The 26,543-nt window shown below is 70.1% G+C and carries 24 protein-coding genes and 1 pseudogene; 16 read left to right on the forward strand and 9 right to left on the reverse strand.

The window, feature by feature from the left end; all coding sequences use genetic code 11:
• The 6 genes and pseudogenes from FPZ41_RS27900 to FPZ41_RS27925 all read left to right on the forward strand — a co-directional run.
• A pseudogene (locus FPZ41_RS27900) lies at nt 1–518 on the forward strand (acetoin utilization protein AcuC); the annotation flags it as partial.
• 106 nt (nt 519–624) lie between these two features.
• The gene (locus FPZ41_RS27905; RefSeq protein WP_322620827.1) at nt 625–1,440 is read left to right on the forward strand and encodes a phosphatase; all 816 of its coding nucleotides are present in this window, start codon (nt 625–627) and stop codon (nt 1,438–1,440) included.
• Between the two features lie 129 nt (nt 1,441–1,569).
• Nucleotides 1,570–1,782, forward strand: coding sequence for a helix-turn-helix domain-containing protein (locus FPZ41_RS27910; protein WP_004984898.1), 213 nt, complete (start codon nt 1,570–1,572; stop codon nt 1,780–1,782).
• Nucleotides 1,783–1,947: 165 nt separating this feature from the next.
• Nucleotides 1,948–2,046, forward strand: coding sequence for a 30S ribosomal protein bS22 (locus tag FPZ41_RS27915; RefSeq protein WP_003948845.1), 99 nt, complete (start codon nt 1,948–1,950; stop codon nt 2,044–2,046).
• 418 nt (nt 2,047–2,464) lie between these two features.
• Nucleotides 2,465–3,526 carry an NAD-dependent epimerase/dehydratase family protein gene (locus tag FPZ41_RS27920; protein ID WP_152866429.1) on the forward strand — a complete coding sequence of 354 codons (1,062 nt, stop codon included), beginning with the start codon at nt 2,465–2,467 and terminating at the stop codon, nt 3,524–3,526.
• Nucleotides 3,527–3,540: 14 nt separating this feature from the next.
• Nucleotides 3,541–4,602, forward strand: coding sequence for a lysophospholipid acyltransferase family protein (locus FPZ41_RS27925; protein WP_152866430.1), 1,062 nt, complete (start codon nt 3,541–3,543; stop codon nt 4,600–4,602).
• Nucleotides 4,603–4,703: 101 nt separating this feature from the next.
• On the opposite strand, the gene FPZ41_RS27930 is transcribed toward FPZ41_RS27925, so the two are convergent.
• From FPZ41_RS27930 to FPZ41_RS27940, 3 genes are all read right to left on the reverse strand, one after another.
• Complete coding sequence (locus FPZ41_RS27930) at nt 4,704–5,930, reverse strand: DUF5667 domain-containing protein (RefSeq protein ID WP_322620828.1); 1,227 nt, start codon at nt 5,928–5,930, stop codon at nt 4,704–4,706.
• Between the two features lie 239 nt (nt 5,931–6,169).
• A complete protein-coding gene (locus tag FPZ41_RS27935) occupies nt 6,170–6,943 on the reverse strand; it encodes an ECF subfamily RNA polymerase sigma factor, BldN family (RefSeq protein WP_322620829.1) in 774 nt (257 codons plus the stop codon).
• 728 nt (nt 6,944–7,671) lie between these two features.
• Nucleotides 7,672–8,592 carry an HAD family hydrolase gene (locus FPZ41_RS27940; protein ID WP_152866431.1) on the reverse strand — a complete coding sequence of 307 codons (921 nt, stop codon included), beginning with the start codon at nt 8,590–8,592 and terminating at the stop codon, nt 7,672–7,674.
• Nucleotides 8,593–8,777: 185 nt separating this feature from the next.
• Here FPZ41_RS27940 and FPZ41_RS50355 point away from each other — a divergent pair, with 185 nt between their 5' ends.
• The 5 genes from FPZ41_RS50355 (at nt 8,778) to FPZ41_RS27965 (ending at nt 14,613) form a co-directional block, all read left to right on the forward strand.
• Nucleotides 8,778–9,152 carry a glutaredoxin family protein gene (locus FPZ41_RS50355; RefSeq protein ID WP_407698826.1) on the forward strand — a complete coding sequence of 125 codons (375 nt, stop codon included), beginning with the start codon at nt 8,778–8,780 and terminating at the stop codon, nt 9,150–9,152.
• 280 nt (nt 9,153–9,432) lie between these two features.
• Nucleotides 9,433–10,188, forward strand: coding sequence for a redox-sensing transcriptional repressor Rex (locus tag FPZ41_RS27950; RefSeq protein WP_131568378.1), 756 nt, complete (start codon nt 9,433–9,435; stop codon nt 10,186–10,188).
• Nucleotides 10,185–11,915, forward strand: coding sequence for a glutamyl-tRNA reductase (locus tag FPZ41_RS27955; RefSeq protein ID WP_152866432.1), 1,731 nt, complete (start codon nt 10,185–10,187; stop codon nt 11,913–11,915). Before FPZ41_RS27950 ends, FPZ41_RS27955 begins: the two co-directional genes overlap by 4 nt.
• The gene (hemC, locus tag FPZ41_RS27960; RefSeq protein ID WP_152866433.1) at nt 11,912–12,895 is read left to right on the forward strand and encodes a hydroxymethylbilane synthase; all 984 of its coding nucleotides are present in this window, start codon (nt 11,912–11,914) and stop codon (nt 12,893–12,895) included. Before FPZ41_RS27955 ends, hemC begins: the two co-directional genes overlap by 4 nt.
• Entirely contained in the window at nt 12,892–14,613 is a 1,722-nt protein-coding gene (locus FPZ41_RS27965; protein ID WP_152866434.1) for a bifunctional uroporphyrinogen-III C-methyltransferase/uroporphyrinogen-III synthase, read from the forward strand. The genes hemC and FPZ41_RS27965 overlap by 4 nt, the downstream gene beginning before the upstream one ends.
• Nucleotides 14,614–14,694: 81 nt before the next feature.
• On the opposite strand, the gene FPZ41_RS27970 is transcribed toward FPZ41_RS27965, so the two are convergent.
• Nucleotides 14,695–16,296 carry an MFS transporter gene (locus FPZ41_RS27970; RefSeq protein WP_152866435.1) on the reverse strand — a complete coding sequence of 534 codons (1,602 nt, stop codon included), beginning with the start codon at nt 16,294–16,296 and terminating at the stop codon, nt 14,695–14,697.
• Between the two features lie 212 nt (nt 16,297–16,508).
• On the opposite strand from FPZ41_RS27970, the gene FPZ41_RS27975 reads away from it, so the two are divergent.
• From FPZ41_RS27975 to FPZ41_RS27990, 4 genes are all read left to right on the forward strand, one after another.
• On the forward strand, nt 16,509–17,102 hold the full coding sequence (locus tag FPZ41_RS27975) for a helix-turn-helix domain-containing protein (protein ID WP_152866436.1): 594 nt from the start codon (nt 16,509–16,511) through the stop codon (nt 17,100–17,102).
• 93 nt (nt 17,103–17,195) lie between these two features.
• On the forward strand, nt 17,196–18,062 hold the full coding sequence (locus tag FPZ41_RS27980; RefSeq protein ID WP_152866437.1) for a class I SAM-dependent methyltransferase: 867 nt from the start codon (nt 17,196–17,198) through the stop codon (nt 18,060–18,062).
• 113 nt (nt 18,063–18,175) lie between these two features.
• Entirely contained in the window at nt 18,176–19,168 is a 993-nt protein-coding gene (hemB, locus tag FPZ41_RS27985) for a porphobilinogen synthase (protein ID WP_152866438.1), read from the forward strand.
• A gap of 351 nt (nt 19,169–19,519) precedes the next feature.
• Nucleotides 19,520–19,879, forward strand: coding sequence for a DUF805 domain-containing protein (locus FPZ41_RS27990; protein ID WP_152866450.1), 360 nt, complete (start codon nt 19,520–19,522; stop codon nt 19,877–19,879).
• A gap of 160 nt (nt 19,880–20,039) precedes the next feature.
• Here the strand turns inward: FPZ41_RS27990 and FPZ41_RS27995 are convergent, their stop codons facing one another.
• The 4 genes from FPZ41_RS27995 to FPZ41_RS28010 form a co-directional block, all read right to left on the reverse strand.
• Nucleotides 20,040–20,972: a phosphotransferase family protein gene (locus FPZ41_RS27995; RefSeq protein WP_152866439.1), complete on the reverse strand. Its 933-nt coding sequence runs from the start codon at nt 20,970–20,972 to the stop codon at nt 20,040–20,042.
• A 243-nt stretch (nt 20,973–21,215) separates the two neighbouring features.
• Nucleotides 21,216–22,097 (reverse strand): DUF4253 domain-containing protein, encoded by an 882-nt coding sequence (locus FPZ41_RS28000; protein ID WP_152866440.1) that lies wholly within the window; start codon nt 22,095–22,097, stop codon nt 21,216–21,218.
• A 35-nt stretch (nt 22,098–22,132) separates the two neighbouring features.
• Nucleotides 22,133–23,002 carry a helix-turn-helix domain-containing protein gene (locus FPZ41_RS28005; RefSeq protein WP_152866441.1) on the reverse strand — a complete coding sequence of 290 codons (870 nt, stop codon included), beginning with the start codon at nt 23,000–23,002 and terminating at the stop codon, nt 22,133–22,135.
• The gene (locus FPZ41_RS28010) at nt 22,999–23,805 is read right to left on the reverse strand and encodes a peptidoglycan-binding protein (RefSeq protein ID WP_152866442.1); all 807 of its coding nucleotides are present in this window, start codon (nt 23,803–23,805) and stop codon (nt 22,999–23,001) included. Before FPZ41_RS28010 ends, FPZ41_RS28005 begins: the two co-directional genes overlap by 4 nt.
• 342 nt (nt 23,806–24,147) lie before the next feature.
• Between FPZ41_RS28010 and FPZ41_RS28015 the strand changes: the two genes are divergently transcribed.
• The gene (locus FPZ41_RS28015) at nt 24,148–24,591 is read left to right on the forward strand and encodes a peptidoglycan-binding domain-containing protein (protein ID WP_152866443.1); all 444 of its coding nucleotides are present in this window, start codon (nt 24,148–24,150) and stop codon (nt 24,589–24,591) included.
• A 69-nt stretch (nt 24,592–24,660) separates the two neighbouring features.
• Here FPZ41_RS28015 and argS read toward each other — a convergent pair whose 3' ends face one another.
• Entirely contained in the window at nt 24,661–26,439 is a 1,779-nt protein-coding gene (gene argS / locus FPZ41_RS28020; RefSeq protein WP_152866444.1) for an arginine--tRNA ligase, read from the reverse strand.
• Between the last annotated feature and the right edge of the window lie 104 nt (nt 26,440–26,543).

The raw sequence follows: 26,543 nt of genomic DNA on the forward strand, positions 1-26,543 counted from the left end.
TGGCCCTGCCGGCGGGGACCGGGGACGCGGGGTGGCTGCGGGCGTTCCACGCGGTCGTACCCGAGGTGATCGAGGACTTTCGGCCCCAGGTGATGGTGACGCAGCACGGGGCCGATACGCATTTCGAGGATCCGTTGGCACATCTTGCCGTCTCGTTGGACGCTCAGCGGGCCGTGCAGGTCGCCTGTCACGACCTGGCGCACGAGTACGCGGACGGGCGGTGGGTCGCCCTGGGCGGGGGCGGATACGCCGTGGTGGAAGTGGTGCCGCGGTCGTGGACGCATCTTGTGGCCATCGCGGCGGGGCGGCCGATCGAGCCCGAGGCGATGATTCCCGAGGAGTGGCGGCAGACGGTGTTCGCGCGGACGCGGCAGCCGGCGCCCGCGCGGATGACCGATGGGCGGTGGCCGGTGGTGTGGGCCGACTGGGAGGCGGGGTACGACCCGGCGGACCGGCTGGATCAGGCGGTGCTGGCCACGCGCCGGGCGGTGTTTCCGTTGCGGGGGTTGTTGCCGTAGGGGTGGAGGCGGGGTTTCCTCGCCCAGGGCTGTGCGGTTACGCCGACAGTGCGGTCTTTGCCCGTTCTCGCGGTCCCCTTCCACCCGATGCGCCACCATCACCCCCGTGTTGAGCACCGGAGCGCTGCGGGAGCATCTGTTGGCTGCCGGGCTTGCGGGGGTCGTGGCCACTACGCGGGAGGCGAGCCTGCGGAGTTATCGGCTCTTCGCGGCTCGGGATCCCCGGGTGTTGATGGGGCTGGATCCCGAGGGGAGTTGGGGGCAGTCGGAGCTGATCGCGTTGATGGCGGACAGGTGCGGGGTTTCGGAGGATCCGAGGATCACTTCCGGTCTGGATGCGATCGATCCGGAACTGACTCTGGCGGCTCTGGACGCCTTTGCGGAACGTCTTGCGGAGGCCGCACGGCGCAGGGCGCCGGTGCTTCTCGGGACCGGACATCCCCATCGACTGCTCGAGTTCTACGGCGGCCTGGCAGACGCCTTGTCGGCGGCTGGGTGTGAGGTCCTCACCCCCGCGAAGGGTAGACGTGTCGACATAACGACCCGGTTCGGTCTACGCACGCACAACCTCGACTACGCACGAGGGGTCGCGCTGGTACGCGAACCCGGCGCCAGGAGCTCCGGTTGTGAGACCGGCGCGCACACACATTCACCACTCCCGGTTCGTACCGTTCTGGCCGCCGCCGCGGCGCGCGGGGGGCCTCTCCCGGAACTCGTCATCGGGGACCACGGCTGGGTCTGCGGGGCAGGTCAGCTGGGGTTCGAGGTGGTGGGGCTCGCGGATACGGACGATCCCGCGCTCTTCGTCGGGCAGGCGGAGGGGCGAGTGTCCGTGGTCGTTCCACTTGATGACGCTGTGCGGTCTGATTACTACCGACCGCTTACCCGCTACGTACTCAATCGAGCGTGTCTGTCACAGTAAGGCGCCGATGCCATCCCCTCTTCCCCACTCGCATCACCCGCCCCTACATTGGGGAGTGAGCACGCAACGACGAAGAGTCACCGGAAGGGGAAGCCGGTGGCCGTCGAGTGCGGAAGGTTCAGGTGTGTCATGGCTGCAGCTGGCGAGAGGCCTCTGAACGAGGTTCAGTTCCTGACCGTGGCGGAAGTCGCCTCGGTGATGCGAGTGTCGAAGATGACCGTGTACCGGTTGGTGCACAGCGGTCATCTGCCGGCGATCCGGGTGGGGAGGTCGTTCCGGGTGCCGGAGCAAGCGGTCCACGAGTACCTTCGCGAGAGTTATGTGGGGGTGGAGACAGCCTGACGGCGTACGGGTGTTGAGGGGTCACGGGTTCCTGCGGGACTCCCGGGGCTCCTCGGCTCCCCCTCGATTACGAGCTCAGCTCTCGGGCGGGTAGGCTAGCCCCTCGTAGGTCGTGTGGGCCCATGGCCCTCAGCACCGAGTGAAGAGAAGTGAGCGAGGGTAGTCGTGGGCTCTGTTATCAAGAAGCGGCGCAAGCGGATGGCGAAGAAGAAGCACCGCAAGCTGCTCAAGCGCACCCGCGTTCAGCGTCGCAACAAGAAGTAAGGCCTACCCCGAGGGTGGTGAATCCACCCGGGGACTGACCCCGTCCACGGGGTACGGCCCCGCGAGGGGTTCGTGCCCGTCGAGGGCAGGTCCCTCCAGGGGTGCGCCTTACGGCTATGTGCGAGCGCTGCGTCAACGCGCTCTGTGGCCCCCCACCAGCCGGTGGGGGGCCACAGCCGTGTCCGGGGGCATGGAGCGCATGGAGCACCCCGCGCTGTGCGTACGTCTGTGTGTGCCCGATGGCTCGGTCCCGTCGTACGACCACTCGTACGACAGCGGGAACTCGTCACTTCGTGCATCGGGCGGTCATCACAGCGCAACGTCGACCCGCTAACGTGGCCGGACATACGGGGAACGCGACAGAGTACGAGTAGCACCGCACAGGTGTGTGCCGGCGTCTGGAAGGAAGGCGTTGATCTTGGGCAAGGTCGTGCTCGTGACCGGGGTGGCCCGTCAGCTGGGAGGTCGGTTCGTACGACGGATCCAGCGTGACCCGGAGGTCGACCGTGTGGTCGCGGTGGACGCGTTGCCGCCCGAGCATCATCTCGGCGGCGCGGACTTCGTGCAGGCCGACATCCGGCAGCCGACGATAGGGCGTGTGCTGGCCGAGCACGGCGTGGACACCGTGGTGCACATGGACGTCACGGGCACCCCGTTGGGCAGCGGCAGCCGGACCACGGTCAAGGAGACCAACGTCATCGGCACCATGCAGCTGCTCGGCGCCTGCCAGAAGTCCCCGGCGGTCAAGCGGCTCGTGGTGAAGTCCAGTACGAACGTGTACGGGTCCGCGCCGCGCGATCCGGCCGTGTTCACGGAGACGATGCCGCCCAAGTCGCTGCCGAGCGGTGGCTTCGCGAAGGACACGGTCGAGGTCGAGGGGTATGTGCGCGGGTTCGCGCGGCGGCGTCCCGATGTGGCCGTGTGCGTGCTGAGGTTCGCCAACATCCTGGGGCCGTGCGCCGACTCGCCGCTCGCCTCGTACTTCTCGCTGCCGGTGCTGCCGACGGTGCTCGGCTACGATCCGCGGCTGCAGTTCGTGCACGAGGACGACGTCATCGAGGTGCTGAGGATCGCCTCGCACGAGCCCGCGCGCTCCACGCTCAACAGCGGCACGTTCAATGTCGCCGGTGACGGGGTGCTGCTGCTGTCGCAGTGCGCGCGGAGGCTCGGGCGGCCTACGGTGCCGTTGCTGATGCCCGCGCTCAGCTGGGCGGGCTCCGTGGTGCGTACCCTGGGTGTGACGGACTTCTCGCCGGAGCAGCTCCGGCTGCTGACCCACGGGCGGGTCGTGTCGACGGCCCAGATGCGCGAGACGTTGGGCTACAGACCCAAGTACACGACAGCGGAGACGTTCGCGGACTTCGCTCGCAGCCGCGGTCCCGGGCTGCTGCCGCCGGAGGCCCTTTCGAGGGCCGTCGACCGGATTGCCGCACTGCCCGCACTGGGCGGTGGCCACCCCCCGACGCAGAGCGCCAACTGAGGAGCGCATCAACGATGGCGGACGCCAAGGTCATTCCGTTCGACGACGACCGGTCGCGCGCCGGTGCCCCGCAGCGCCCGCCGCGTCGCCGGAGTGCTGGGGGGAGCCGGCGCAAGCGCGAGTCCGCGCGGGTCGCCGAGGTTCAGGAACTGCAGGAACGGCAGCTCGGGCAGCATGATGTTCCTGTGACGGGTGAGCAGCCGGAGGCTCCGGGAGGGCCTCAGAAGTCCCAGGACGGCGGTCTGGAGCGTCGTATCGCCGGTGGGCTGGCCTTTCTGCGGAAGCGGCTGACCGGCGACTACGAGATCGACGACTTCGGGTACGACGCCGAGCTGACCGACCAGGTCCTGATGTCGCTGCTGCGGCCGATGTACGAGAAGTACTTCCGGGTCGAGGTGAAGGGCATCGAGAACATCCCGGCCCAGGGTGGGGCGCTGATCGTCGCCAACCACTCCGGGACGCTTCCGCTGGACGGCCTGATGATGCAGGTCGCGGTGCACGACAACCATCCGGCGGGCCGCCACCTGCGGCTTCTGGCGGCGGACCTGGTGTTCATGTTGCCGGTGGTGAACGAACTGGCCCGCAAGGCCGGGCACACGTTGGCGTGCGCGGAGGACGCCGAGCGGCTCCTGGCGCGCGGTGAGCTGGTCGGGGTGATGCCCGAAGGGTTCAAGGGCATCGGCAAACCCTTCAACGAGCGGTACAAGCTCCAGCGCTTCGGCCGTGGCGGTTTCGTGTCGACCGCCCTGCGGCAGGGCACGCCGATCATCCCGTGCTCGATCGTGGGCGCGGAGGAGATCTACCCGATGATCGGTAACGCCAAGACGCTGGCGCGGCTGCTGGGCTTCCCGTACTTCCCGATCACGCCGACGTTCCCGTGGCTCGGTCCGCTGGGCGCGGTTCCGCTGCCGACTAAGTGGACGATCCAGTTCGGCGAGCCCATCCCGACGGACGGTTATCCGCCGGAGGCCGCCGATGACCCGATGCTGATGTTCAACCTGACGGACCAGGTCAGGGAGCAGATCCAGCACACGCTGTACAAGCTTTTGGTGCAGCGGCGGTCGGTGTTCTTCTGAGGGGCGCTTCTGCCGAGTGCCACGTCGTAGGCGGGTATGCGGGTACGGCGGTGGGGGCGCCCCTCCGTTGAGGGGCGCCCCCACCGCCGTACCGCAGGAAGTTAGTTCGCGTCCTTGCTGTCGATGCCCAGGCCGGGCAGGAGGCCCGGGAGGAGCGGGGGCAGGGTGACGTCCGGCGCCGGGGCCGGGGTGGTCTTACCGGACGACGGGGACGGGCTGCTGGTGTCCTTGGGCGGGTCCAGCAGGCCGCCCGTGTTGCCGCCGAGCAGACCGTCGCTGCCGCTGTCCGAGCTGGAGGGCTGCGGTTTGCCGCTGTTCTGGCTGTGCCCCGAGGAGTCGCTGCCGCTGGCGCTGGGGGCCGGGCGGTCGGTGTGCGCGGAGCCGGTGGAGCCCGGGCCCGTGCCGCGCTGTTCGTCGCCGCCGGGCTGTACCGGGGGCTGTGGCAGGAGCGACTGGAGCGGGGCGACCTCTTCGTCTATGGCGTCGAAGACCGACGAGACCTGCTGACTGACGTCCCCGAGTTGCACGGGGAGCCGGTCACGCAGCGCTCCCCAGGCCTCGCGGTGGGAACGCGAGAAGGCGGAGAGGGCCTGGATGGGGCCCAGGGACTCGGGATCCCGCTGGTACGCCTCGTGCAGCAGACGGTGGCCCTCCGACGCGTCGTGCCGCATGCCCATGAGGGTGCGGCGGACCTCGCCGAGTGATTCGTGGTCGAGGGCGCCGCGCCGGTCGCGCTCCATGAGCCTGCGGGCCTCGCTCAGCCGGGTGGACGCCTGGTCGAGGTAGAGCTCGCCCTGGTCCGTGCCGTTCTCGGCCCAGGTCAGCTTGAACTCCTCGATGCCGCGCTTCAGGCCGTACAGCGAGTCACCGGGGAGGGCGTCCGAACTGGCCGCGGCGACACCGCCGAAGGCACCCGCGGCCACACCGACACTGAGTCCGCCCGCGGCGAGCCCCTTGGTCAGCCGTGAACGTGGTCGCAGTTTCCCCAGTGGGCCCGCTCGGTGAGCGCCCCGCGCCCGCTTGCTTCGCTGCTCGGGCACCGAAGGGTCCGCCGCCTCGCCTCCCGAAACCGTGCCCTCCTGAAGCATGGTCTCCATCGCGGCCACGAGCTGGGCCCGCTGGACGACCTTGACCTCGGGATCGAGCTCCGGCTTGGGCAGCTCGCCGAGGCCGGTCGCGAGGGCCAACAGGCGGCCCTGCTCGGTCTGTGCCGCGGCGGCCGGGGCCGGTCCTTCGGGCTGCTCGGCCGCCGTGTCCCGGTCGGGCAGCTCCTCCAGAGCCTGGGCGAAGGCGTTCGCCCGCCGGTGCGCCGATACGTTTGCGATCACTGGCGGCACCTCCTCTCGTCATGACGGTCGGCTCCCCAGGGGATCCTGAGGGTTCCACACCCCGACCATTTCCACACGATCGAGTGACCGGTGTCAGCCAAGGTGTGACCACAGGGAGCCTGCATCCCGCACAACGAGCGGCGCGGCACATGGGTTACGGACGGCGGATGATCGCTCCGAGAACCCAACGGTCTTTTACGGAAGGTTAGTTGGTAGTCGCCGAGCGTAGGCGGTGGTGCTCAGCGGGCGTCTTCCGGCAGGAGCCGGGCGAGGGTGCGGACGGCGCGGTACTGGAGGGTCTTGATCGCACCCTCGTTCTTGCCCATCACACGGGCCGTCTCGGCGACGGAGAGGCCCTGGAGGAAGCGGAGGGTGACGCACTCCTGCTGCTGCGGGTTGAGGCGTCGTACGGCGTCGAGGAGCGCGGCGTTGGACAGGGACTCCAGGACGGAGTCCTCGGGGGAGCGCTCGACCTCGTTGGCGTCGAGCATCTCCCCGGTGGTGACTTCCAGGCGGAAACGGCTGGACTTGAAGTGATCGGCGACCAGATTGCGGGCGATCGTCACGAGCCAGGCGCCGAAGTCGCGACCCTGCCAGGTGAAGGTCCCGATCCGGCGCAGGGCGCGCAGAAAGGTCTCGCTGGTGAGGTCCTCGGCGGTCGCCTTCCCGCCCACCCGGTAGTAGATGTAGCGGTACACGGTGTCGCTGTACTGGTCGTAGAGCCGTCCGAACGCGTCGGCCTCGCCGGCCTGGGCGCGCTCCACGAGGTCCATCATGCGTGCGCTGTCGCTGTCCGCGGCGGGACGGCGGGCGGTGGTGGTCGAGCCGGTGCGGCCGCGTCTGCTGACCACCGCGCTGCTGTCGGCGAGCGCGTAGCACGGGCTGGCGGGGACAGCGGGAACGGCGAGCGCGGGTGCGGCGTACGCGGTGGGGACGAAGCGGCGCAACATGTCGTGGACCGTTGCGCGCAGCGTAGCCAGGCCCGAGGCGTCAACCCCGACGTGTGGGTACACGGGACTCCCAGAGGCAGAGCTTCCATCACATGGAGTACGGGACCGTTCACCCGTCGTAGCGACGGAGGGGTACCGGTTTGCGTCTGAGGAGAATAACGCTTCGTGCAGGCACTGCTACACCCAGTTGCTCAAATCATCGATTACGTCGCTTCTGATACCGATTGGCGCCTGTTCAAGTGCCGTTCTGGTACCGCTTGTTGTTCATATGAGTCCGCATTGCGCTCCGCTCGGGGGCGTGTTGTGGCCGGGTTCGGGGAGTGTGACTGGCGGGGGTGATGTGGGGGTAAGGGGTTGTGAATACGGCTCCCTCCGGGGATGTGGCCGGGGGCGACTCGTCTGCCGGGTTTCTGTGTGTGGCCGGCTGCGGGGCGTATGGGGCTGGTCGCGCCCACGCGGCGGAGCCGCATATTCAACACACAGCCCCGCGCCCCTTAAAAACACGGGCGCGCCCGAGCCCGAGCCCGTGAGCTCACCACGCATCGGCAGCCGTGTCCGCACCCGCCACCCACACCCGCAGTCGTATCTGCACCCGCGCCCGCCACGCACCCGCAGGCGCGTACGTACGGCAGGGGGTGTGCCGGGAGGTGTCCGCCCGCAGCGGCCGGCGTCCGCCGCCGGGCATCCTCACCACACTCCAGAACCGCCGGACCGAGGACGGAGACCTCTCGGAGCGCCCCCGACTCACGACGAAACCTCAGGCGGCGCGAACCCCCGCCCGTCGGCAGGTGTCAGCGGCGGCGGCGGTGCAGGGCGATCGCGGCGGCCGTGCCGCCCGCCACCGCGCCGACACCCGCTGCTGCGGGGAGGCCGACCTTGGCGGCCTTGCGTGCCGTGCGGTAGTCGCGCAGGCGCCAGTCGAACTGGCGGGCGTGCTTGCGGAGCTTGGTGTCCGGGTTGATCGCGTAGGGGTGGCCCACCAACGAGAGCATGGGGATGTCGTTGTGCGAGTCGCTGTAGGCGGCACAGCGCGAGAGGTCCAGGCTCTCCGCGGCCGCCAGCGCGCGTACCGCCTCCGCCTTCGCCGGGCCGTGGAGCGGCTCGCCGACCAGCTTGCCCGTGTAGATGCCGTCGACGGACTCCGCGACCGTACCCAGGGCGCCGGTCAGGCCCAGGCGGCGGGCGATCACCGTGGCGATCTCCACGGGGGCCGCCGTCACCAGCCACACCTTCTGGCCCGCGTCCAGGTGCGCCTGGGCCAGGGCTCGCGTGCCCGGCCAGATGCGTTCCGCCATGTACTCGTCGTAGATCTCCTCGCCGATCGTCATCAGCTCGGCCACCCGGTGGCCCTTGACGATCGAGAGGGCGGAGTCGCGTGCGTCCTGCATGTGCTCGGGGTCCTCGACCCCGGCCAGCCGGAACCACGCCTGCTGCCAGGCGAACCGTGCGAGGTCGCGGGTCTCGAAGAACTTCCGCTTGTACAGGCCCCGACCGAAGTGGAACAGGGCGGCACCCTGCATGACGGTGTTGTCGAGGTCGAAGAAGGCGGCGGCCCGGTCGTCGCCGTGCACGGGGAACTGCGGTTCGGCCTCGCTGGTCAGTTCCTGTTCCTGCGAGGACTTGCGCGCTGCCTCAGCCGAGGCCTCGCCTGCCAAAACGCTCCGCGCCGTGGCGGAGCGCCTACGGGGAGTGAGCCATCCGAGAGCGGCCATAACGCGAGCATAGCCAGTCTGTTCGGTGCTTCCGGAGTTGAGAGGTTTGAAGGGTGTGAACTCTCCGAGGCCGTGTCGTTAAGGAAGCGGTCCGATCGGCGTGTCCCCATGCGGAGGCGGCCGGCCGCGAGCTCGGGCGCGGCCCTGCGGTGCCAGGGGTCCCGCGCGCCGCGAGGAGCGCGAGAATGGCCGACATGAGTCCCTTCTTCAGGCGTGCTGAACGGCGTACGGATAAAGACACATCCCAGGGCCCTCAGGGCTCTCAAGGCTCCCAGCAGGCCCAGGAGGCCCGAGAGTTCCGGAAGCCTCAGGACCGTCTGGTCACCCTGATCCGTAAGCCCGGCTGCCATCTGTGTGACGACGCCCATGCCGTCATCGAGAAGGTCTGCGGTGAGCTCGGGGTGCCCTGGGAGGAGAAGGACATCACTCAGGACGAGGAGCTGTACCGGAAGTACTGGGAGCAGATTCCGGTCGTGCTCGTGGATGGACAGCAGCACACGTTCTGGCGCGTGAACGAGCAGCGCCTCCGTAAAGCCCTCACATCCGGCCTGACTGAGTAGTCCAACTGGTCCAGAACGTCGCTTAGGATCGAGCCGAACTGGTCTCGGGGGCGGGGATCGTTGAGGAGTGTGTGCGGTTTTGCCCCCATCGAGTGAGGAACGCGTGTGCCCGCGCGCCGGTTCCATGCGGATGCGCCGGGGGCGCGTGACCCCGGTCACGTTGCCCGGGCAAATCGGACACCATCTTTGTGCACGCGTTCACAAAGACATAGCCTGCATTCGACGGGGCGGTCTGGGGACGTATGGCCGCCTACAGCCCCGCGCTACCCGCAGGAGCACCGTGGCAACTGGCAGAACTCACCGACCGGCGACTCGCAGCCGAGGGATTCCCGAGGCCACCGTCGCCAGGCTTCCGCTGTACCTCCGGGCCCTGACCGCACTGTCGGAGCGCTCGGTACCCACGGTCTCCTCCGAGGAACTCGCGGCCGCGGCGGGAGTGAACTCCGCGAAGCTGCGCAAGGACTTCTCCTACCTGGGCTCCTACGGGACACGGGGTGTGGGATACGACGTCGAGTATCTCGTGTACCAGATCTCGCGTGAGCTGGGGCTGACCCAGGACTGGCCGGTTGTGATCGTTGGTATCGGTAACCTCGGCGCCGCGCTGGCCAACTATGGCGGGTTCGCGTCCCGTGGTTTCCGTGTCGCAGCGCTGATCGACGCCGATCCGGCGATGGCCGGGAAGCCCGTCGCGGGCATCCCCGTGCAGCACACGGATGACTTGGAAAAGATCATCGATGACAACGGCGTGTCCATCGGTGTCATTGCCACCCCCGCCGGAGCCGCCCAGCAGGTCTGCGACCGGCTCGTCGCCGCCGGAGTCACCTCCATCCTGAACTTCGCGCCGACCGTGCTGTCCGTGCCGGACGGCGTCGACGTACGCAAGGTGGATCTGTCGATCGAACTCCAGATCCTCGCCTTCCACGAGCAGCGCAAGGCCGGTGAAGAGGCCACGGGCGAGTCCGAGGCCGTCGTCCGGGCTCCCAAGGACTCCGGGAAAGGGCCCGACGGGGACGTCCCCGCGGTGATGCCGGCATGAGTCTCCTCGTCGTCGGGCTGAGCCACCGCAGCGCCCCGGTCAGCGTGCTGGAGCGGGCCGCGCTGTCCACGGACGCCCAGATCAAGTTGGGTCAGGACACGGTCGCCGCCGAGCCGGCCACCGAGGCCGCGGTCCTCGCCACCTGCAACCGCATCGAGCTGTACGCCGACGTGGACAAGTTCCACGCGGGCGTCGCCGAGCTGTCGACGCTGCTCGCCCAGCACAGCGGGGTGGGGCTCGACGAGCTCACCCCCTACCTCTACGTGCACTACGAGGACCGGGCCGTCCACCACCTCTTCTCCGTGGCCTGCGGGCTCGACTCGATGGTGGTCGGCGAGGGTCAGATCCTCGGGCAGATCAAGGACTCGCTGGCCCAGGCGCAGGAGCTGCACACCGCCGGTCGGCTGATGAACGACCTGTTCCAGCAGGGTCTGCGCGTCGGCAAGCGCGCGCACTCCGAGACCGGTATCGACCGCGCGGGCCAGTCCCTGGTCACCTTCGGTCTGGAGCAGCTGGCCTCCGGCACCGACGTCGAGACCTGGGCCCGGGGCAAGCGCGCCCTCGTCATCGGCGCGGGCTCCATGTCCTCCCTCGCCGCGGCGACCCTCGCCCGCGCCGGCGTGCGTGAGATCGTGATCGCCAACCGGACGTACGAGCGCGCCGAGCGCCTCGTGCAGATCCTCACCGCACAGGGCGACACGGACGTGACGGCCCGCGCCGTTCCGATGGACGCGGTGGCGGCCGAGGTGACACGTGCCGGGCTTGTCGTGTCCTGTACCGGTGCGACCGGACTGGTCCTGACGGCCGAGTCGGTGGCGACGGCGGTCGAGGGACGTCTCCCCGCGCAGACGCGCTCCGCGTCGGTGGGCGCCGAGACCGCGGGCTCCGAGACTCCGGGCTCCGAGGTCCCGCTGCCCCCCACCTCCGTCGGTACCGAGGAGGGCTGCCCGCTCGACCTGGCGACCGTGCCGGGCGGCGGCTTCTCCGTGGCGGGGGAGGCCGCGGTCGCCGGGATGGACGCGGCCACGCTGGAGCAGCACGCCGCCTGGGTGGACAACGCGACCGTCGACCGCCGCGAGCGTGGCCGTGCGCCCGTCGCCGATGCCGAGCTCATCACCGCGCTCGCCGCCACCGTCCGCGTCAGCGGGCGGATCCCCGAGCGGCGCAGGCCCGAGCCCGTCGTCGAGGTGCCCCGGCCGGAGCCCGTGCTCGCGCTGCTGGACCTGGCGATGCCGCGGGACATCGACGCGGCCGTGCACCGGCTGGCCGGAGTGCGGCTGGTCGACATCGAGTCGCTGGCCGAGGCCTCCGCGGACGCGCCCATGGCGGCCGACGTGGACCAGGTGCGGCGGATCGTTTCCGACGAGGTGGCCGCGTTCGGCGCCGCTCAGCGGGCCGCCCACATCACACCCACCGTCGTGGCCCTGCGGACCATGGCCGCCGATGTCGTCGCAGCTGAGATCGCACGGCTCGACGGGCGGCTGCCCGGCCTCGACGACAAGCAGCGCGGCGAGATCACGCAGACCGTGCGGCGTGTCGTGGACAAACTGCTGCACGCGCCGACCGTACGGGTCAAGCAGCTCGCGGCCGAGCCCGGCGGCGCCGGGTACGCGGACGCGCTGCGGACCCTGTTCGACCTGGACCCGGAGACGGTCGCCGCCGTCTCGCGGGCCGACGATGAGACCGACGGCTCCAAGAGGGACGCCGAGAACCGAGGGCGAGCATGAGTGAGCCACACGTACAAGGAGCCCTGAGGCTCGGGACCAGGCGGAGCAGGCTCGCCATGGCCCAGTCCGGGCAGGTGGCGGACGCCGTGAGCCAGGTGACCGGACGGCCCGTCGAGCTCGTCGAGATCACCACCTACGGTGACACGTCCCGCGAGCACCTCGCGCAGATCGGCGGAACCGGAGTCTTCGTCACCGCGCTGCGGGACGCACTGGTGCGCGGCGAGGTCGACTTCGCGGTGCACTCGCTCAAGGACCTGCCCACCGCACAGCCCGACGACCTGGCGCTGGCCGCCGTGCCGAAGCGGGAGGACCCGCGTGACGTGCTGGTCGCCCGGGACGGGCTGCGGTTCACCGACCTGCCCGAGGGCGCGCGCGTGGGGACCGGTTCCCCGCGGCGCATGGCCCAGCTGAACGCGTACGCGCGCAGCCACGGGATGAGCATCGAGACCGTGCCGATCCGGGGGAACGTCGACACCCGCATCGGATACGTGAGGAACGGTGAGCTGGACGCCGTCGTCCTCGCCGCCGCCGGCCTCAACAGGATCGGCCGGATCGACGAGGTCACGGACTTCCTGCCGGCCGACATGGTTTTGCCCGCCCCCGGCCAGGGGGCACTGGCGATCGAGTGCAGGGCGGGGAACACCGCCGAAGACGCAGCTCTCGTCGCCGCGCTCAGTGAGCTCGACGACCCGCACACGCGGGGCGCCGTGACCGCCGAGCGGTCCCTTCTCGCCGCCCTCGAGGCCGGTTGCAGTGCTCCCGTGGGCGCGCTCGCCGACCTTCTGGGCGACGGGCAGATTGTCAAGGAAATGCGCCTGCGCGGCGTCGTCGGCACCACCGACGGCTCGACGCTGGTGCAGTTGTCCACCACCGGTCCCGTGCCCGAGACGTACGACCAAGCAATGGCGCTCGGCCGTGAACTCGCCGCCGAGATGCTTGCCAAGGGCGCGGCCGGTCTGATGGGGGAGCGAGCACATTGAGCCCCACCACCCTTCCCGCCGGTCAGGACCACGGGCACGTCACCTTCCTCGGTGCCGGACCCGGGGATCCGGGACTGCTCACACTGCGCGCCGTGGAGGCGCTGGCGAACGCGGACGTCCTCGTCGCTGAGCACGAGGTGCTCGACGTGGTCCGTGCGCACGCGCGGTCGGGCGTCGCCGTCCTGGACACCGACGCCGATTCGGCTGCCGCGTCCTCGGCGGATACGTTTCCGGGCACGGGCACGCCGCAGCTCGCGGTTGTCGACGGCGCGTCAACAACCGCTGGTGCACCCGCTGTGCGGGATGCGGCACATCTTGTCATGCAGGCCGCGCGGGGCGGCAAGCGGGTCGTCCGTGCGGTGTCCGGTGACCCCGGCCTCGACACGTACGCCGCCGAGGAGATGCTGGCGTGCGCCGCCGAGGGCGTGCCGTTCGAGGTCGTGCCCGGTGTGGCCGCCGCCGTGGGCGTGCCCGCGTACGCGGGTGTGCCGCTGCGGGACGCGCAGGGCGCGGACGTACGGTTCGTGGACGCGCGCACGGCCTCCGACCGGTGCTGGACGGAGGTCGGAGCGTCGGACGGGACGGTCGTCGTGTCCACGACGCTGGACTCGGTCGCCGCGGCGGCCGGTGAGCTGGTGGCGGGCGGCCGTAAGCCGGACACCCCGTTGACGGTGACCGTCGCCGGTACGACGACCCGGCAGCGCACCTGGACGGCGACGCTCGGCACGATCGCGCAGACCCTGAAGCAGGCCAAGGTGCTGCCCTCGCCGGAGGGCGGCCGGCCGGTGATAGCCGTGGTCGGTGAGCGTTCCGCCGCCGCCCAGCGCGACCAGCTGTCCTGGTTCGAGTCCAAGCCGCTGTTCGGCTGGAAGGTCCTCGTACCGCGGACGAAGGAGCAGGCGGCGTCGCTCTCCGACCAGTTGCGGTCGTACGGGGCCGTGCCGCACGAGGTGCCGACGATCGCCGTCGAGCCGCCGCGGACGCCCCAGCAGATGGAGCGGGCCGTGAAGGGCCTGGTGACGGGCCGGTACGAGTGGATCGCGTTCACCTCGGTCAACGCGGTGAAGGCGGTCCGGGAGAAGTTCGAGGAGTACGGGCTCGACGCGCGGGCCTTCGCCGGGATCAAGGTCGCGGCGGTGGGCGAGCAGACGGCGAGGGCACTGGTGGCCTTCGGTGTGAAGCCGGACCTGGTGCCGAGCGGGGAGCAGTCGGCCGCGGGGCTTCTGGAGGACTGGCCGCCGTACGATCCGGTCTTCGACCCTATTGACCGGGTGTTCCTGCCGCGCGCCGACATCGCCACGGAGACGCTGGTCGCCGGGCTCATCGAGCTGGGCTGGGAGGTCGACGACGTCACGGCGTACCGGACCGTGCGGGCGTCGCCGCCGCCGGCGGAGACCCGGGAGGCGATCAAGGGCGGCGGGTTCGACGCCGTGCTCTTCACGTCGTCGTCGACGGTGCGGAACCTGGTGGGTATCGCGGGCAAGCCGCACAACGTGACGGTGATCGCGTGCATCGGGCCCGCCACGGCCAAGACCGCCGAGGAGCACGGGCTGCGGGTCGACGTCATGGCTCCCGAGCCGGCGGTCCACAAGCTGGCGGAGGCGCTGGCGGACTTCGGTTCACGACGGAGGGCCGCCGCCGTGGAGGCGGGGGATCCGGTGACTCGGCCGAGCGAGCGGCGGCCGGGGGCGCGGAGGCGTCGCTCCACGTCGACCTGACGAGCTGACGTCGAGCCGACACGGGATGGCGGGGGCCTGCGGGTGCCCCGCCATCCGTGCGTGTCCGGGGTTGGTCCGGGGTTATCGGGAGGTCGCGCCGGCTGGTTCCGGTTCGTTCGTCGGTGTGCCGGTGGGGTGCTGTGGTCCTCGGGCGAGGACGTAGCAGAACAGGGCGGCCATGACGGCGACTCCTGCCCACATGGCGTGCTGCCAGCCGTCCACGAACGACTCCTGGGCGGCACGGATCAGAACCTGCGCATGGGGGCCGGCCTGTTGCGCGGCGTCGAGGGCGTTGGCGACGCCTTCGCGTGCGGTGCCGGCCGGGCCCTCGGGGACGCCGGCGAGGCGGGAGTCGATGGCGTTGCGGTAGCCGGAGGACAGGAGTGCTCCGAGCAGGGCGACGCCGAGCGCGGTGCCGAACTCGCGGGTGACGTCGTTGAGCGCGGACGCGACGCCCTGGCGCTCGCGTGGGAGGGCGCCGGTGATGGCCTCGGTGGAGGGTGTCATCGACAGACCCATGCCGATGCCCATGGCGAGCATGCCGGGCAGGACGGACAGATAGCCGCCGTCGACGGAGACGATGGCGGCCATGAGCGCCAGACCGGCACCGGCCAGGAGGATTCCGGTCGTCATGGTCGCCCGGGGGCCGATGTGCGCGGCCAGCTCGGGGGCGAGGCCGGAGGCCATCATCATCAGCACGGCCATGGGCATCAGCGCCAGGGTGGACAGCAGCCCCGACCAGCCGAGGACGGCCTGGAAGAACGGGAAGAGGACCACGAAGATGCCCGCCTGGACCCCGAAGAGCACCAACAGCGTGATCGAGCCGCCGGCCAGAGAGCGTTCGCCGAACAGGCGCACGTCCAGGAGCGCGGCATCCCGGCGACGCAGTTCCCAGGCCACGAAGACACCGGCGGCGATGATGCCGACAGCGAGGCTGAGCAGGGTCGGGGGCGAGGTCCAGCCGCGCTCCGGGCCTTCCTGAAGGACGAAGATGAGCCCGACCACGGCGACGACGGAGGTCAGCGCGCCGACGGTGTCGAAAGCATGCCCGGACGTCTCGCGGGAGTTGGGGACGGAGCGCAGCGTCATGATGAGCGCGACGATGACGAGTGCGACAGGCAGGACGAACAGCCACCGCCAGTTGGCCACGTCGACCAGAGCGGCCGAGAGGAACATGCCCAGGACGCCGCCGCCTCCGGCGACACCGGTCCACACGCCGATCGCCCGTCCCCGTTCGCCCTCGGGGAAGGTGGAGGTGATGACGGCGAGGGTGATGGGCATGATCATCGCCGCACCGACGCCGCTGAACAGGCGTGCGGCGAGCATGACCTCTGCCGACGGGGCGAGAGCTGCCGCCGCACTGGCGACGCCGAAGACGGTCAGGCCCGCCAGCAGCATGGGCTTGCGGCCGAAGCGGTCGCCGATCGCGCCGAGCGGCAACAGGAGTGCGGCCAGGCTGAGGGTGTAGATGTTGATGATCCACAGGATCGTGCTCTGCGAGGCGCCGAAGGCGACGGCGAGGTCGGGCTGGGCGACGTTGAGCCCCGAGACCGAGGCGATGACGGCCATCAACGCGATACAGACGGCGATCAGGATCGTGCGACGCTGACGCGCGTCGGGCACGCCCTCGCCGGCGGCGCCGCTCGGCGCAGCGCTCACCTGGCCAGGCTGGTTCGTACTCATGGATTCCTCTCAAACAAGGCATGCAGGCGTCGGCGCCGGAGCAAAGCCGAAGCGCCAAGGGGGACAGAAGTGGGCCCCGCCCTTCGCTTGCGCGGTTGGTGTGCCGCGGGCTACGGGGCCGGTGAGTGCGCGGCTCGCTGCCCCCGGTCGTTGTGGGGCCGAACATGAACGACGCTAAGCGCGACTTGCCGTAAACGCATACGATGTTGCCTATGGCGCAAGAGACTGATGAGCTGGACAGCCTGGTACGCAAACGCATCCGCGCCCTGCGCGTGGCTCAGGGCTGGTCCCTGGAGGAGCTGGCCGCCCGCGCCAATGTCAGTCAGTCCACGCTCAGTCGCATCGAGAACGGCCGGCGCCGCCTGGCGCTGGACCAGCTCGTCACCCTCGCGCGCGCACTGGACACGTCCTTGGACCAACTGGTCGAGACCGCCACGGACGACGTCGTCTCGAACCCGATGATCGACGGAGCCCACGGGCTGATGCGCTGGCCCATCAAGGCGGAACCCGGCATGACCGTCGTACGCCAGCGCATGACCAACCCGCCGCCCGACAGTCCCTCGCGCATGCGCGCCCACTCCGGCCGCGAATGGCTCGTCGTCCTCTCCGGCACCGCGATCCTGCTCCTGGGCAACCGGCGCCTTCGGATCGAGACCAACCAGGCGGCGGAGTTCCCCACCATGCTTCCGCACGCCATCGGCGCCGAAGGCGGACCGTGCGAGATCCTGGGCATCTTCGACCGCGACGCCCGCCGGGGCCACCAGCGCGGCGAGGACGCCGGGAACGCGAACCGCCGGTCGCCGTAACTGTTTTGCGTGTTCCGCAGTGCAGTGGGCCATCGCCTTGCACATTCCGAAAGCCACCGGGCCATACGCGGATGGCCTGCTTAGCGTGGGCGCATGAACCATGCCTCCCCGCACACGGCGCAGCACGGCGCGCACCACGTTCACGAGCACGACGCAGGCGACCAGGCGGAGATCCTCGACCTGGACGCGGAAGTGCTCGCCGAACACATCGCGTCCGTCATCGCCTGGCTGCCCATCGAGACCAGCCCCCGCCGCATCGTGGACCTGGGCTGCGGGACCGGAGCCGGCACCCTCGCCCTGCTCAAGCACTTTCCCGAGGCCGAGCTGACGGCCGTCGACTCCTCAGCCACCCACCTGCTCCGCCTGCGGGAGAAAGCAGCCGCAGCCGGAGCAGCCGACCGCGTGCACCTCGTCCAGGCCGACCTCGACGCGACGGCGTGGCCCGAACTCGGCACGCCGGAGCTGGTCTGGGCATCAGCTTCCATGCACCACATGGCCGACCCCGACCGCACCCTGCAACAGGTCCACGACCTGCTGGCACCGGGCGGGCTGTTCGCCGTCGTCGAGCTGGCCGGCTTCCCCCGGTTCCTGCCCGAAGGCGCTCCAGAAGACGCTCCCGGACTTGAGGAGCGCTGCCATGCCGCACTTGACCACCATCACGCCGAGCACGTCCCCCACCGCGGTGCCGACTGGGGAACCAAGCTGACAGAAGCCGGCTTCACCGTCGAGGGCGAACGCACCGTCACCGTCGGCATCGGCCCGACCCACACCAACGCGGTGGGCCGCTACGCGCTCAGCAGTCTGCGCCGCATGCGCGGCAGCGCCGCATCCGCTCTGACGGCCAAGGACCTGACCGCTCTCGACCAGCTGCTCGACACCGACAGTCCTCACAGCATCCTGCACCGCAACGACCTGCGGGTGCGCACCGAGCGCACGGTGTGGGCCGCACGCCGCACCTGACACTCGTTCCCTTACTGACAGCGGCCGCCACTGACAGCGGCCGCCATCGCGGCCTGGGCCGGGCCGACATTCCGTCGGCAAAGGACCCTCGGGGCAGGCGTAGCGTAGGTGGCATGTCGAAGTACGGATCGTTCCCCGGTACGCGGCCCCGCCGGCTCCGTACCACGCCCGTCATGCGCCGCATGGTCGCCGAGACCCGCCTGCACCCGGCCGACTTCATCCTGCCGGCCTTCGTCCGCGAGGGCGTCAGCGAGCCGGTGCCGATCGCGGCGATGCCCGGGGTCGTGCAGCACACACGGGACAGCCTGAAGAAGGCGGCCCTGGAGGCGGTCGAGGCCGGGGTGTCCGGGATCATGCTGTTCGGGGTGCCGGAGGAGAGCAAGAAGGACGCCTTCGGGACACCCGGGACGGATCCGGACGGGATTCTGCAGGTCGCCATCCGTGATGTGCGGGCCGAGGTCGGGGACGAGCTGCTCGTCATGTCCGATCTGTGTCTCGACGAGACCATTGATCACGGGCACTGCGGGGTGCTCGACGAGCAGGGGCGCGTCGACAACGACGCGACGCTTGAGCGGTACGCCGAGATGGCGCAGGTGCAGGCCGACGCGGGCGCGCACGTGGTGGGGCCGAGCGGCATGATGGACGGGCAGATCGGGATCATCCGGGACGCCCTGGACGAGATCGGGCGTGAGGACGTCGCCGTCCTCGCCTACACCGCCAAGTACTCGTCCGCCTTCTACGGGCCGTTCAGGGAGGCTGTCGCCTCGTCCCTGAAGGGCGACCGGAAGACGTACCAGCAGGACCCCGCCAACGTCCGGGAGTCCATGCGGGAGTTGGCCCTCGATCTGGAGGAGGGGGCCGACATGGTGATGGTCAAGCCCGCGGGGCCCTACCTCGACGTCCTGGCCCGGGTCGCGGACGCCGTGGACGTGCCGGTCGCCGCGTACCAGATCTCCGGCGAGTACTCGATGATCGAGGCCGCCGCCGAGAAGGGCTGGGTCGATCGGGATCGGGCGATTCTGGAGACCCTCACCGGGATCAAGCGGGCCGGCGCGCAGAACATCCTGACGTACTGGGCCGTCGAGGCCGCGCGGATGGTGTGCTGACGTCCCGCCTTTCTGGCTGACGATCACGGTCGGGCTGGCGGCAGGACAACGATTTCACCTCACCCCCGCATCAGATCGGAGAAGGTCGGGCATCGGTACGTCTTCGGTTTGGCAACGGCTGAAAAACGCTTCGGGGAATACTTGGGGGTGCCCCCGACAGCCGTCGGTGATCTTCTGTGTGTCTGTCCTGAAAACGACGTCGGAAGCTGAGGACCTGTCGGAAGGTGAGTGGCGTCCTGCCAGGTGAGCGGCGTACACGAAGTGAATTGACGCGGATCCTGCGTGTCCATACCTTCTGCGCTTGGCCTGATCCATCTGGAGGGGCCGAACGTCGACCCCTGGGGGGATGCCATGAACTGGTTCGTCGAGGTACTCAAGAAGTACGCGGTCTTCAGCGGGCGTGCGCGGCGCAAGGAGTACTGGATGTTCGTGCTGTTCGCGTCGATCATCTACGTCGTGCTGGCGGCCATCGGTTTCACCGTCCTCGACTCGCTGGTGCCCGCGCTCGTCTTCTACGTCGCTATCCTGCTGCCCGCCCTGGGCGTCACCGTTCGCCGGCTGCACGACACGGGCCGCACCGGCTGGTGGATCCTGATCGGTGTCGTCCCTCTCGTCGGAGAGATCGTCATGCTGGTCTTCCTGTGCGGCGACAGCGAGGCGGGGGAGAACCAGTACGGCCCCAACCCGAAGGCGATTCCTGCGCACGCCTGACGTAGCCGCGCGCTTCGGCCGATGCCATCAGGCCGCCCGGTCCGTTTCCGGGCGGCCTTCCGGCGTCAGGGGGCCGTGGCCTGGGTGGCGGGCGGGCCGGGGTGACGGTGCGTGGGCGCCTGTGGGCCGCGCGGCGGGCCGTAAGGCCTAGGCCCAGCCCTCAGCCGCCTGTCCCGAACCACGCCTCCGCGAGGTCGTCCAGGCGCGGCTGGGGCGGGGCGGGCAGTTCGCGCAGATGCCAGGGCAGGTCGCTGAAGACGTGCAGCAGTGCGTGCGCGAGCAGCTCGCGCGGGGGGTGCGGGGTGCGGCCGTACGCCTCGTAGAAGCGCCTGAGCTGCCGGGCGTCGGCGCACGTCACGAACAGGGCGGCGCCCGCGAGGTCGTACGCCGGGTCGCCGATCATGACCGGTTCGAAGTCGAAGAGGCCGGTGATCCGCCAGCCGCCCTGCGGGGCGACGGTCAGGTGCTCGCGCATGAACTCGGTGTGCAGCAGCACGCGCCCCGAGGGCGGGGCGAGCGGTACCGAGCGCAGGAAGTCCGGCATCTGCTCCAGCCAGGGCTCGGTGAGGCCGTTCGTACGGTGGTGCCGGACCGCCTTGGCCCGCTGCACGGCCAGGAACCGGTTCCAGTCCGGCGGCCCGACCACGTCGGTCACCGGCTTCGGGTCCAGGGCGTGCAACGCGGCCAGCGTCTCGGCCGCCTCGGTGACGATCCGGTCCTGGTCGGCGGCCGGAATCCGGTGCCACTCCATGGCCAGGCTCTCACCGGGCAGCCGTGACATCAGCACGAACCGCCAGCCGTTCTTGTACAGGTCGCCCGCCTGCAATCGCGGTGTGGGAACGGGAAGTTGACCCCAAAGGTGGGACAACACCCGTGCCTCCCTGATGGCTTCGGCGGCCTCGAAACCGGGATAGAGCTTCAGGACGAGCGATTCACCGACCGAGTACACCGGCAGCGAACCGTCCTCGAACCGCACCAACCGGGCCCCTTCGAGCCCCAGTTGTTTACAGAGGTCCTGTGCCGCCGGTCGCAGCAGAGCCTCGTCCCGTACGACCGCGTTCAACTCGTCGACCGTGTCCACGCTGGGCAGCATGCGGGCAGCCTAGGGCGTGCCGGGAGCCGCCCGCACCGCGAAGTCCGTGGGTGCACGGGGTAGGTACCTCATTCGGGTGTGGAGAGGGACCAATGCGGGACCGTGGCGTGTGGTCGCCTGTACGATGCGGCCGGCTCGGCGGTCGGCGGGCGGGGTGCCGTGGATCCCCCGTGCGGGAGCACCCTCGGTCCCGTCCTCAGCTCCTCACTCAGTCCCTCACTCAGCCCTTCACTCAGCCCCTCCTCAGTCCCACCAGAACGACCACGCCCGCTGCCCGAGCACCTCGTGCGCCGCGTACGCCCGCAGGGTCTCGTGGTGCCCCTGCGTGATGTTGTCCGGGCAGAACGCGAAGTGCTCGGCGGCGACGGCCTCGGCCTCGGCCTGTGTGGTGGGCGGGGCCGCCACGGACAGGACGAGCTGGTCGAAGGTGAGGGCGACGACGCGTATGCCGAAGCGGTCCTCCCAGGAGCGGAGCACCGCGCACAGACGGGCGATGTCGCCCTCGTGGTTCATGGGGCCGGTCCAGCCGACGGCCGCCGGGATGTCGGCGGAACGGCGGGCCGGGACGAGAGCGAGACGCGGCTCCTTGAATCCGGAGCCCGCCTCGACGAGGGAGTCGGCGACCTCGGCGGCTCGGGCGTCGGGGGCCGCGGTGAGAGGGAGCGCGGGGGAGAGGCCGGGCCACACCGCACCGTACGGCGCGACCGTCTCGTCGTAGGTCAGGGGCTCGCCGAAGACCTCGACGACTCGCTCCCTGCCGGGGTAGTCCTCGTCCGCGTCGGGCTCGTCCGCCGCGTAGTCCTCCCAGTACTCCGCCAGCACCTCCTCGGCGTCGTGGTCCCCGGGATACGACATCTCGCCCGGCATCAACTCCCACTCCGCCGGGCCCCCTTGAGCGCCGCCGGTGTCCAGCAGCACAGGAAGGAGCCCTGCCCGGCCGGCGGGGGAGCCCAGCGCCGCCCAGTTGCCCGGGGACGCCTGCCGCTCGGCGTGCCACAGCAGCGGTTCGTGCCACGCACCCTCGCGAGTCGCGTCGATCAGTCGCCCGGGCGGAAGCGCAAGCCCGAGGGAACGCCCGCTCGGGTCGGCCGCCAGCTTCGGCAGCGGGTTGGGAAGAGTCGCCATGCCGGTGACTGTAGGGGGTGGCACTGACATTGATATCAGCGCACACGTCCGTCGAAGCACTCAGTGCTGCCCTCCGCCGGACGGAAACAGGCCCGGACGACGGTCCCGGGGCGGATCGCGGTCATCGGGGTGTAGACGTAGGTCTGCGCGTCGGCGTCGTCCTCGATCTCGGCGCGGCGGACACCGTGGTTTCGACCGCCCGCGGTCAACTCGAGCCGGTCACCGATCCGCGTGTTCCACATCCGGGCCCAACTCGTCCCGCACTTGCTGCTGTAGCGCAGCTCCAGATCGGCTCTGGTGGCGGTGTGGTGCGCGGCGAGGGTCTTCGGACCGGCGCCGCATCTCATCTGCATCGGGCTCTTGCCCTCACATGCGGCCCCTCGGCAGAGGGGTCCGGGAGCGGAGGGGGACACGGGTGCGTACGGCCGCGGTTCGCCGTCCTGGCGCGGGAGCAGGAAGAGGGCCACCGCCACGCCGCCGGCGGCCACGGCACACACCGACGCCAGCACGGCCATCACCGCCACACCCCTGTGACCGGCCCGCGTGACCTCTTGCCGGGCCGGCTCCCCATGATCCAAGGGCAGAGACGTGGACGGCTGTGACGGCGTATCCGTACGCGTCGCTCCGGTCGCGCGCCCGCTCCACTGCGACTCCGCGATCTCCCACAGCGCCAGACACCGGCCGTCCGGCTCGCCGGCCAGCCGGCACAGCTCCTGCACCGCTGTGCGCGGCGGCAGCGTCTTGCCGTTGAGATACCGTTCCCAGGACGACTTGCTGAACGCGGTCTTCCCCGCGAGGGCCGCCAGGCTCAGACCCGTACGTGCCTTGAGCTCCCGCAGGGCGGTGGCCAGTCGCGCGCGTTCCGGCGACGGCGTCGGAGGTGTCGGCGGGGGAGTGCGTGTCATCCCCGTAGGGCTTTCCAGGTGTGCGGCCCGATGATGCCGTCCACAACCAGGCCGGCCCGTTTCTGTGCGTGCCTGACCGCGCGTTCCGTATGCGGACCGAAGATCCCGTCGATGACCCCCGGAGCGAAGCCCGCCCTGCGCAGCAGGCACTGTGCCTCGGCCACCTCCGGCCCGGCGCTGCCGTTCGCCAGGACGGCGCCCTGGGTACGGCTGTTGTCGGCGTACCAGCGGCCGTCGATCCGCTCCACACGGCAGGTGTACGTGGGCTGAGCCGACTGTGACTGTGACCCCGGTGCCGACGTCGGCACCGCCGACGAGACGTGAGGACGCGCCGCCGCTCTGCCGTCGCCGTCCCCGAACCGTACGACCAGCAGAACCGCCGAGGAGACGGCCAGCACGAGGGCCACCGCCAGTGCGACGAGGGCGACGCGCAGAGAACGCCCGTGCGGCCGCGCCTTCGCGGCCACGGTCTGAGGATTCTCCCGTACGGCTCCGGTCACCAGGGTTGTCTCCGGGGCGGATGCGCCTTTGCGGTTGTCTCCCCAGGCCTCGGCGGCGACCTCGTGCAGCGCGAGCAGCCGGATCGGATCGTCACCACCGATCAGGGCCATCGCCTCCACGGCGTCCCGGGGCGGCAACGAGCGGCCTCCCAGGTACCGTTCCCACGACTTCGGGCTGTACCCCGTCTTCGCCGCCAGCTGCGGCAGGCTCAGCCCGCTGTGGTCCTTCACCCGGCGTAATCGCACCACCAACTGCCGGACCCGCGGATCCAGTTCAGCGGGCAGTGCCTTCCAACGCGACATGTTCCCCCCACTCGCGTTCCGTGGACGGCGGGCCGTGGTCAGGCAGCCCCCCCGTAATTCTGTCATTCCGCGCATTCTGCGTCAGCTTCCACGTTGTGCCCCATACCTCGGTTCCCGCCTTGGCGCCGAATCAGCCGGCGCCCGCCGCGGCGGCCCCGCCGGGTCGTCCCGCCGGCTCGTCCCAGCAGGTGCCGTCTTCGCAGGTCAGCGAGTGGGACGTCCCGCGATGACGTCACTCTTGCGGCAACTGTGGCCAGCCGTTCCGCCCGCCCAGCAGTCTCGTTGCAGAGCCGGCCGGTGCGGTCGGCCCCGCCATCGCAACGATCATCGGAGGGGAACAGCATGCGAGCTCTGACCAAGACACTCGTCGGTCTCACCGCCGCCGTCGGAATCGCCGCCGGGACGCTGGGGGGTGCCGGCACCGCCTTCGCGGCCGCCGTGCCGGCCCAGCAGCAGGTGGTGAGCTCCGAGGTCACCACCCTCGCCGTGAACAACCTCGGCCTGAACACGACCCGGGCCAAGAACTGGCAGTGCTGGCTGCGCGACACGGGTTACAACCCCGGCACGATCGACGGGCAGCTGGGCACCAACAGCTGGAAGGCGGCGCAGCGGAAGTTCAACGACCTGGGCCTCAACGCCGGTCCCGTCGACGGAGCCGTCGGGACCAACACGATCAAGGCGCTGCAGCGCTACCTGAACACCTACGGCTACGGCCTTGCCGTCGACGGGGACGCCGGAACGAAGACCAAGGCCGCGTTCTGGGATTTCAACGCCACCGGCTGCTGAGCTGGGCGAACGTCACGGCCCGTCCTCCCTACGGGGGAGAGGACGGGCCGTGTCCGTTTCTTCAGGCGCTCAGAGACGCTCAGGTGTCCTGATGCCCAGCAGCGCCATGCCCCGGTGCAGGGTGCGGGCCGTGAGGTCGCACAGGAACAGGCGGTTCTCGACCTGGGCCGGGGTGTCGGCCTTGAGGACCGGGCACTTGTCGTAGAACGTCGTGTAGAGCGCCGCCAGTTGGTACAGGTACGACGCGAGCTTGTGCGGCGCGTACTCCGTGGCCACCTCTTCGATGGTCTCCGCGAAGCCGTCGATGTGCAGGCCAAGGGCACGCTCGGCCGCGGCCAGGTCCAGCTCCGGGTGCGCGGTCGGCTTCGCCTCGCCCGCCTTGCGCAGGATCGACTGGATACGGGCGTACGCGTACTGGAGGTAGACGGACGTGTCGCCGTTCAGCGACACCATCTGGTCCAGGTCGAACTTGTAGTCCCGGCTCGCCGATGTCGACAGGTCCGCGTACTTCACCGCGCCGATGCCCACCTGGGCGCCGCGCTCGGCGATCTCCTCCTCGGACAGCTGGTGCTGGGTGTCCTTCTCCCGCACCACCGCCGTCGCCCGGTCGATCGCCTCCTCCAGCAGGTCCACCAGCCGGACCGTCTCGCCCTCACGCGTCTTGAACGGCTTGCCGTCCTTGCCGAGGACCGTGCCGAAGGCCAGGTGGAGCGCCTTGACGTCGTCGTTCAGCCAGCCCGCCCGGCGGGCCGTCTCGAAGACCATCCTGAAGTGCAGCGCCTGGCGGGCGTCGACGACGTACAGGAGCGTGTTCGCCTTCAGGTTGAAGACCCGGTCCCTGATTGCGGAGAGGTCCGTGGCCGCGTAGCCGTAGCCGCCGTCGGACTTCCGCACGATCAGCGGGACCGGCTCGCCGTCCGTGCCCTTGATGTCGTCGAAGAACACGCACAGCGCGCCCTCCGAGCGCACCGCGACGCCCGACTCCTCCAGCAGGCGGCATGTCTCGTCCAGCATGTCGTTGTAACCCGACTCGCCGACGATGTCCGGGTCCCGGATCTCCATGTCCAGCTTCTCGAAGACCGAGAAGAAGTAGATCTTCGACTCGTCGACGAACCTCTGCCAGGTGGCGAGGGTGTGCGGGTCGCCGGCCTGCAGGTCGACCACCCTGCGACGCGCCCGCGTCTTGAACTCCTCGTCCGCGTCGAACAGCTTGCGGGCCGCCTTGTAGAGGCGGTCGAGGTTCGACATCGCCTCCTCGCCGGAGGCCGCGGTGTCCTCGGCGGCCGCCTTGTGGTCCAGCTCGTGCGGGTGCTCGTCCAGGTACTGGATGAGCATGCCGAACTGGGTGCCCCAGTCGCCGATGTGGTGGCGCCTGACCACGTTCTCGCCGGTGAACTCCAGGATCTGGACCACCGCGTCGCCGATCACCGCGGAGCGGAGGTGGCCGACGTGCATCTCCTTCGCCACGTTCGGCTGGGCGTAGTCGATGACCGTCGTGCCCGGGTGCTTCGCGTACGGGATGCCCAGGCGGCCGTCCGTGTCCGTGTACCGCGCCGCGAGGTTCTGCGTGATCGCCCTGTCGGTGATCGTGATGTTCAGGAAGCCGGGGCCCGAGACCTCGATGTCCTTGATCACATCGCCGGACTCGACCCGGGCGACGACCTGGGTGGCGAGCTCGCGGGGGTTGGCCTTCGCCTTCTTCGCGAGGGCGAGGATGCCGTTGGCCTGGAAGTCCGCCCTGTCGCTGCGTCGCAGCAGCGGGTCCGCGTCGGCCTCAGGCAGGGCTGCCGAGAGGGCGGTCGCGAGGCGCTGGTGGACGGAGGCGGTGAGGGACGTGACCGGGGCCATAGGAGTGGGTGCCGTTCTCCTCGTGGGTACGGGTGGATGCGGTCAGTATCCCATGGGGGGTAAAGCGAATTTCTCGGGCGCGGGTGGGTGGGGTGGTGTGGGGG

It is taken from the genome of Streptomyces acidicola (assembly GCF_009377235.1).
Classification (GTDB): Bacteria; Actinomycetota; Actinomycetes; order Streptomycetales; family Streptomycetaceae; genus Streptomyces; species Streptomyces acidicola.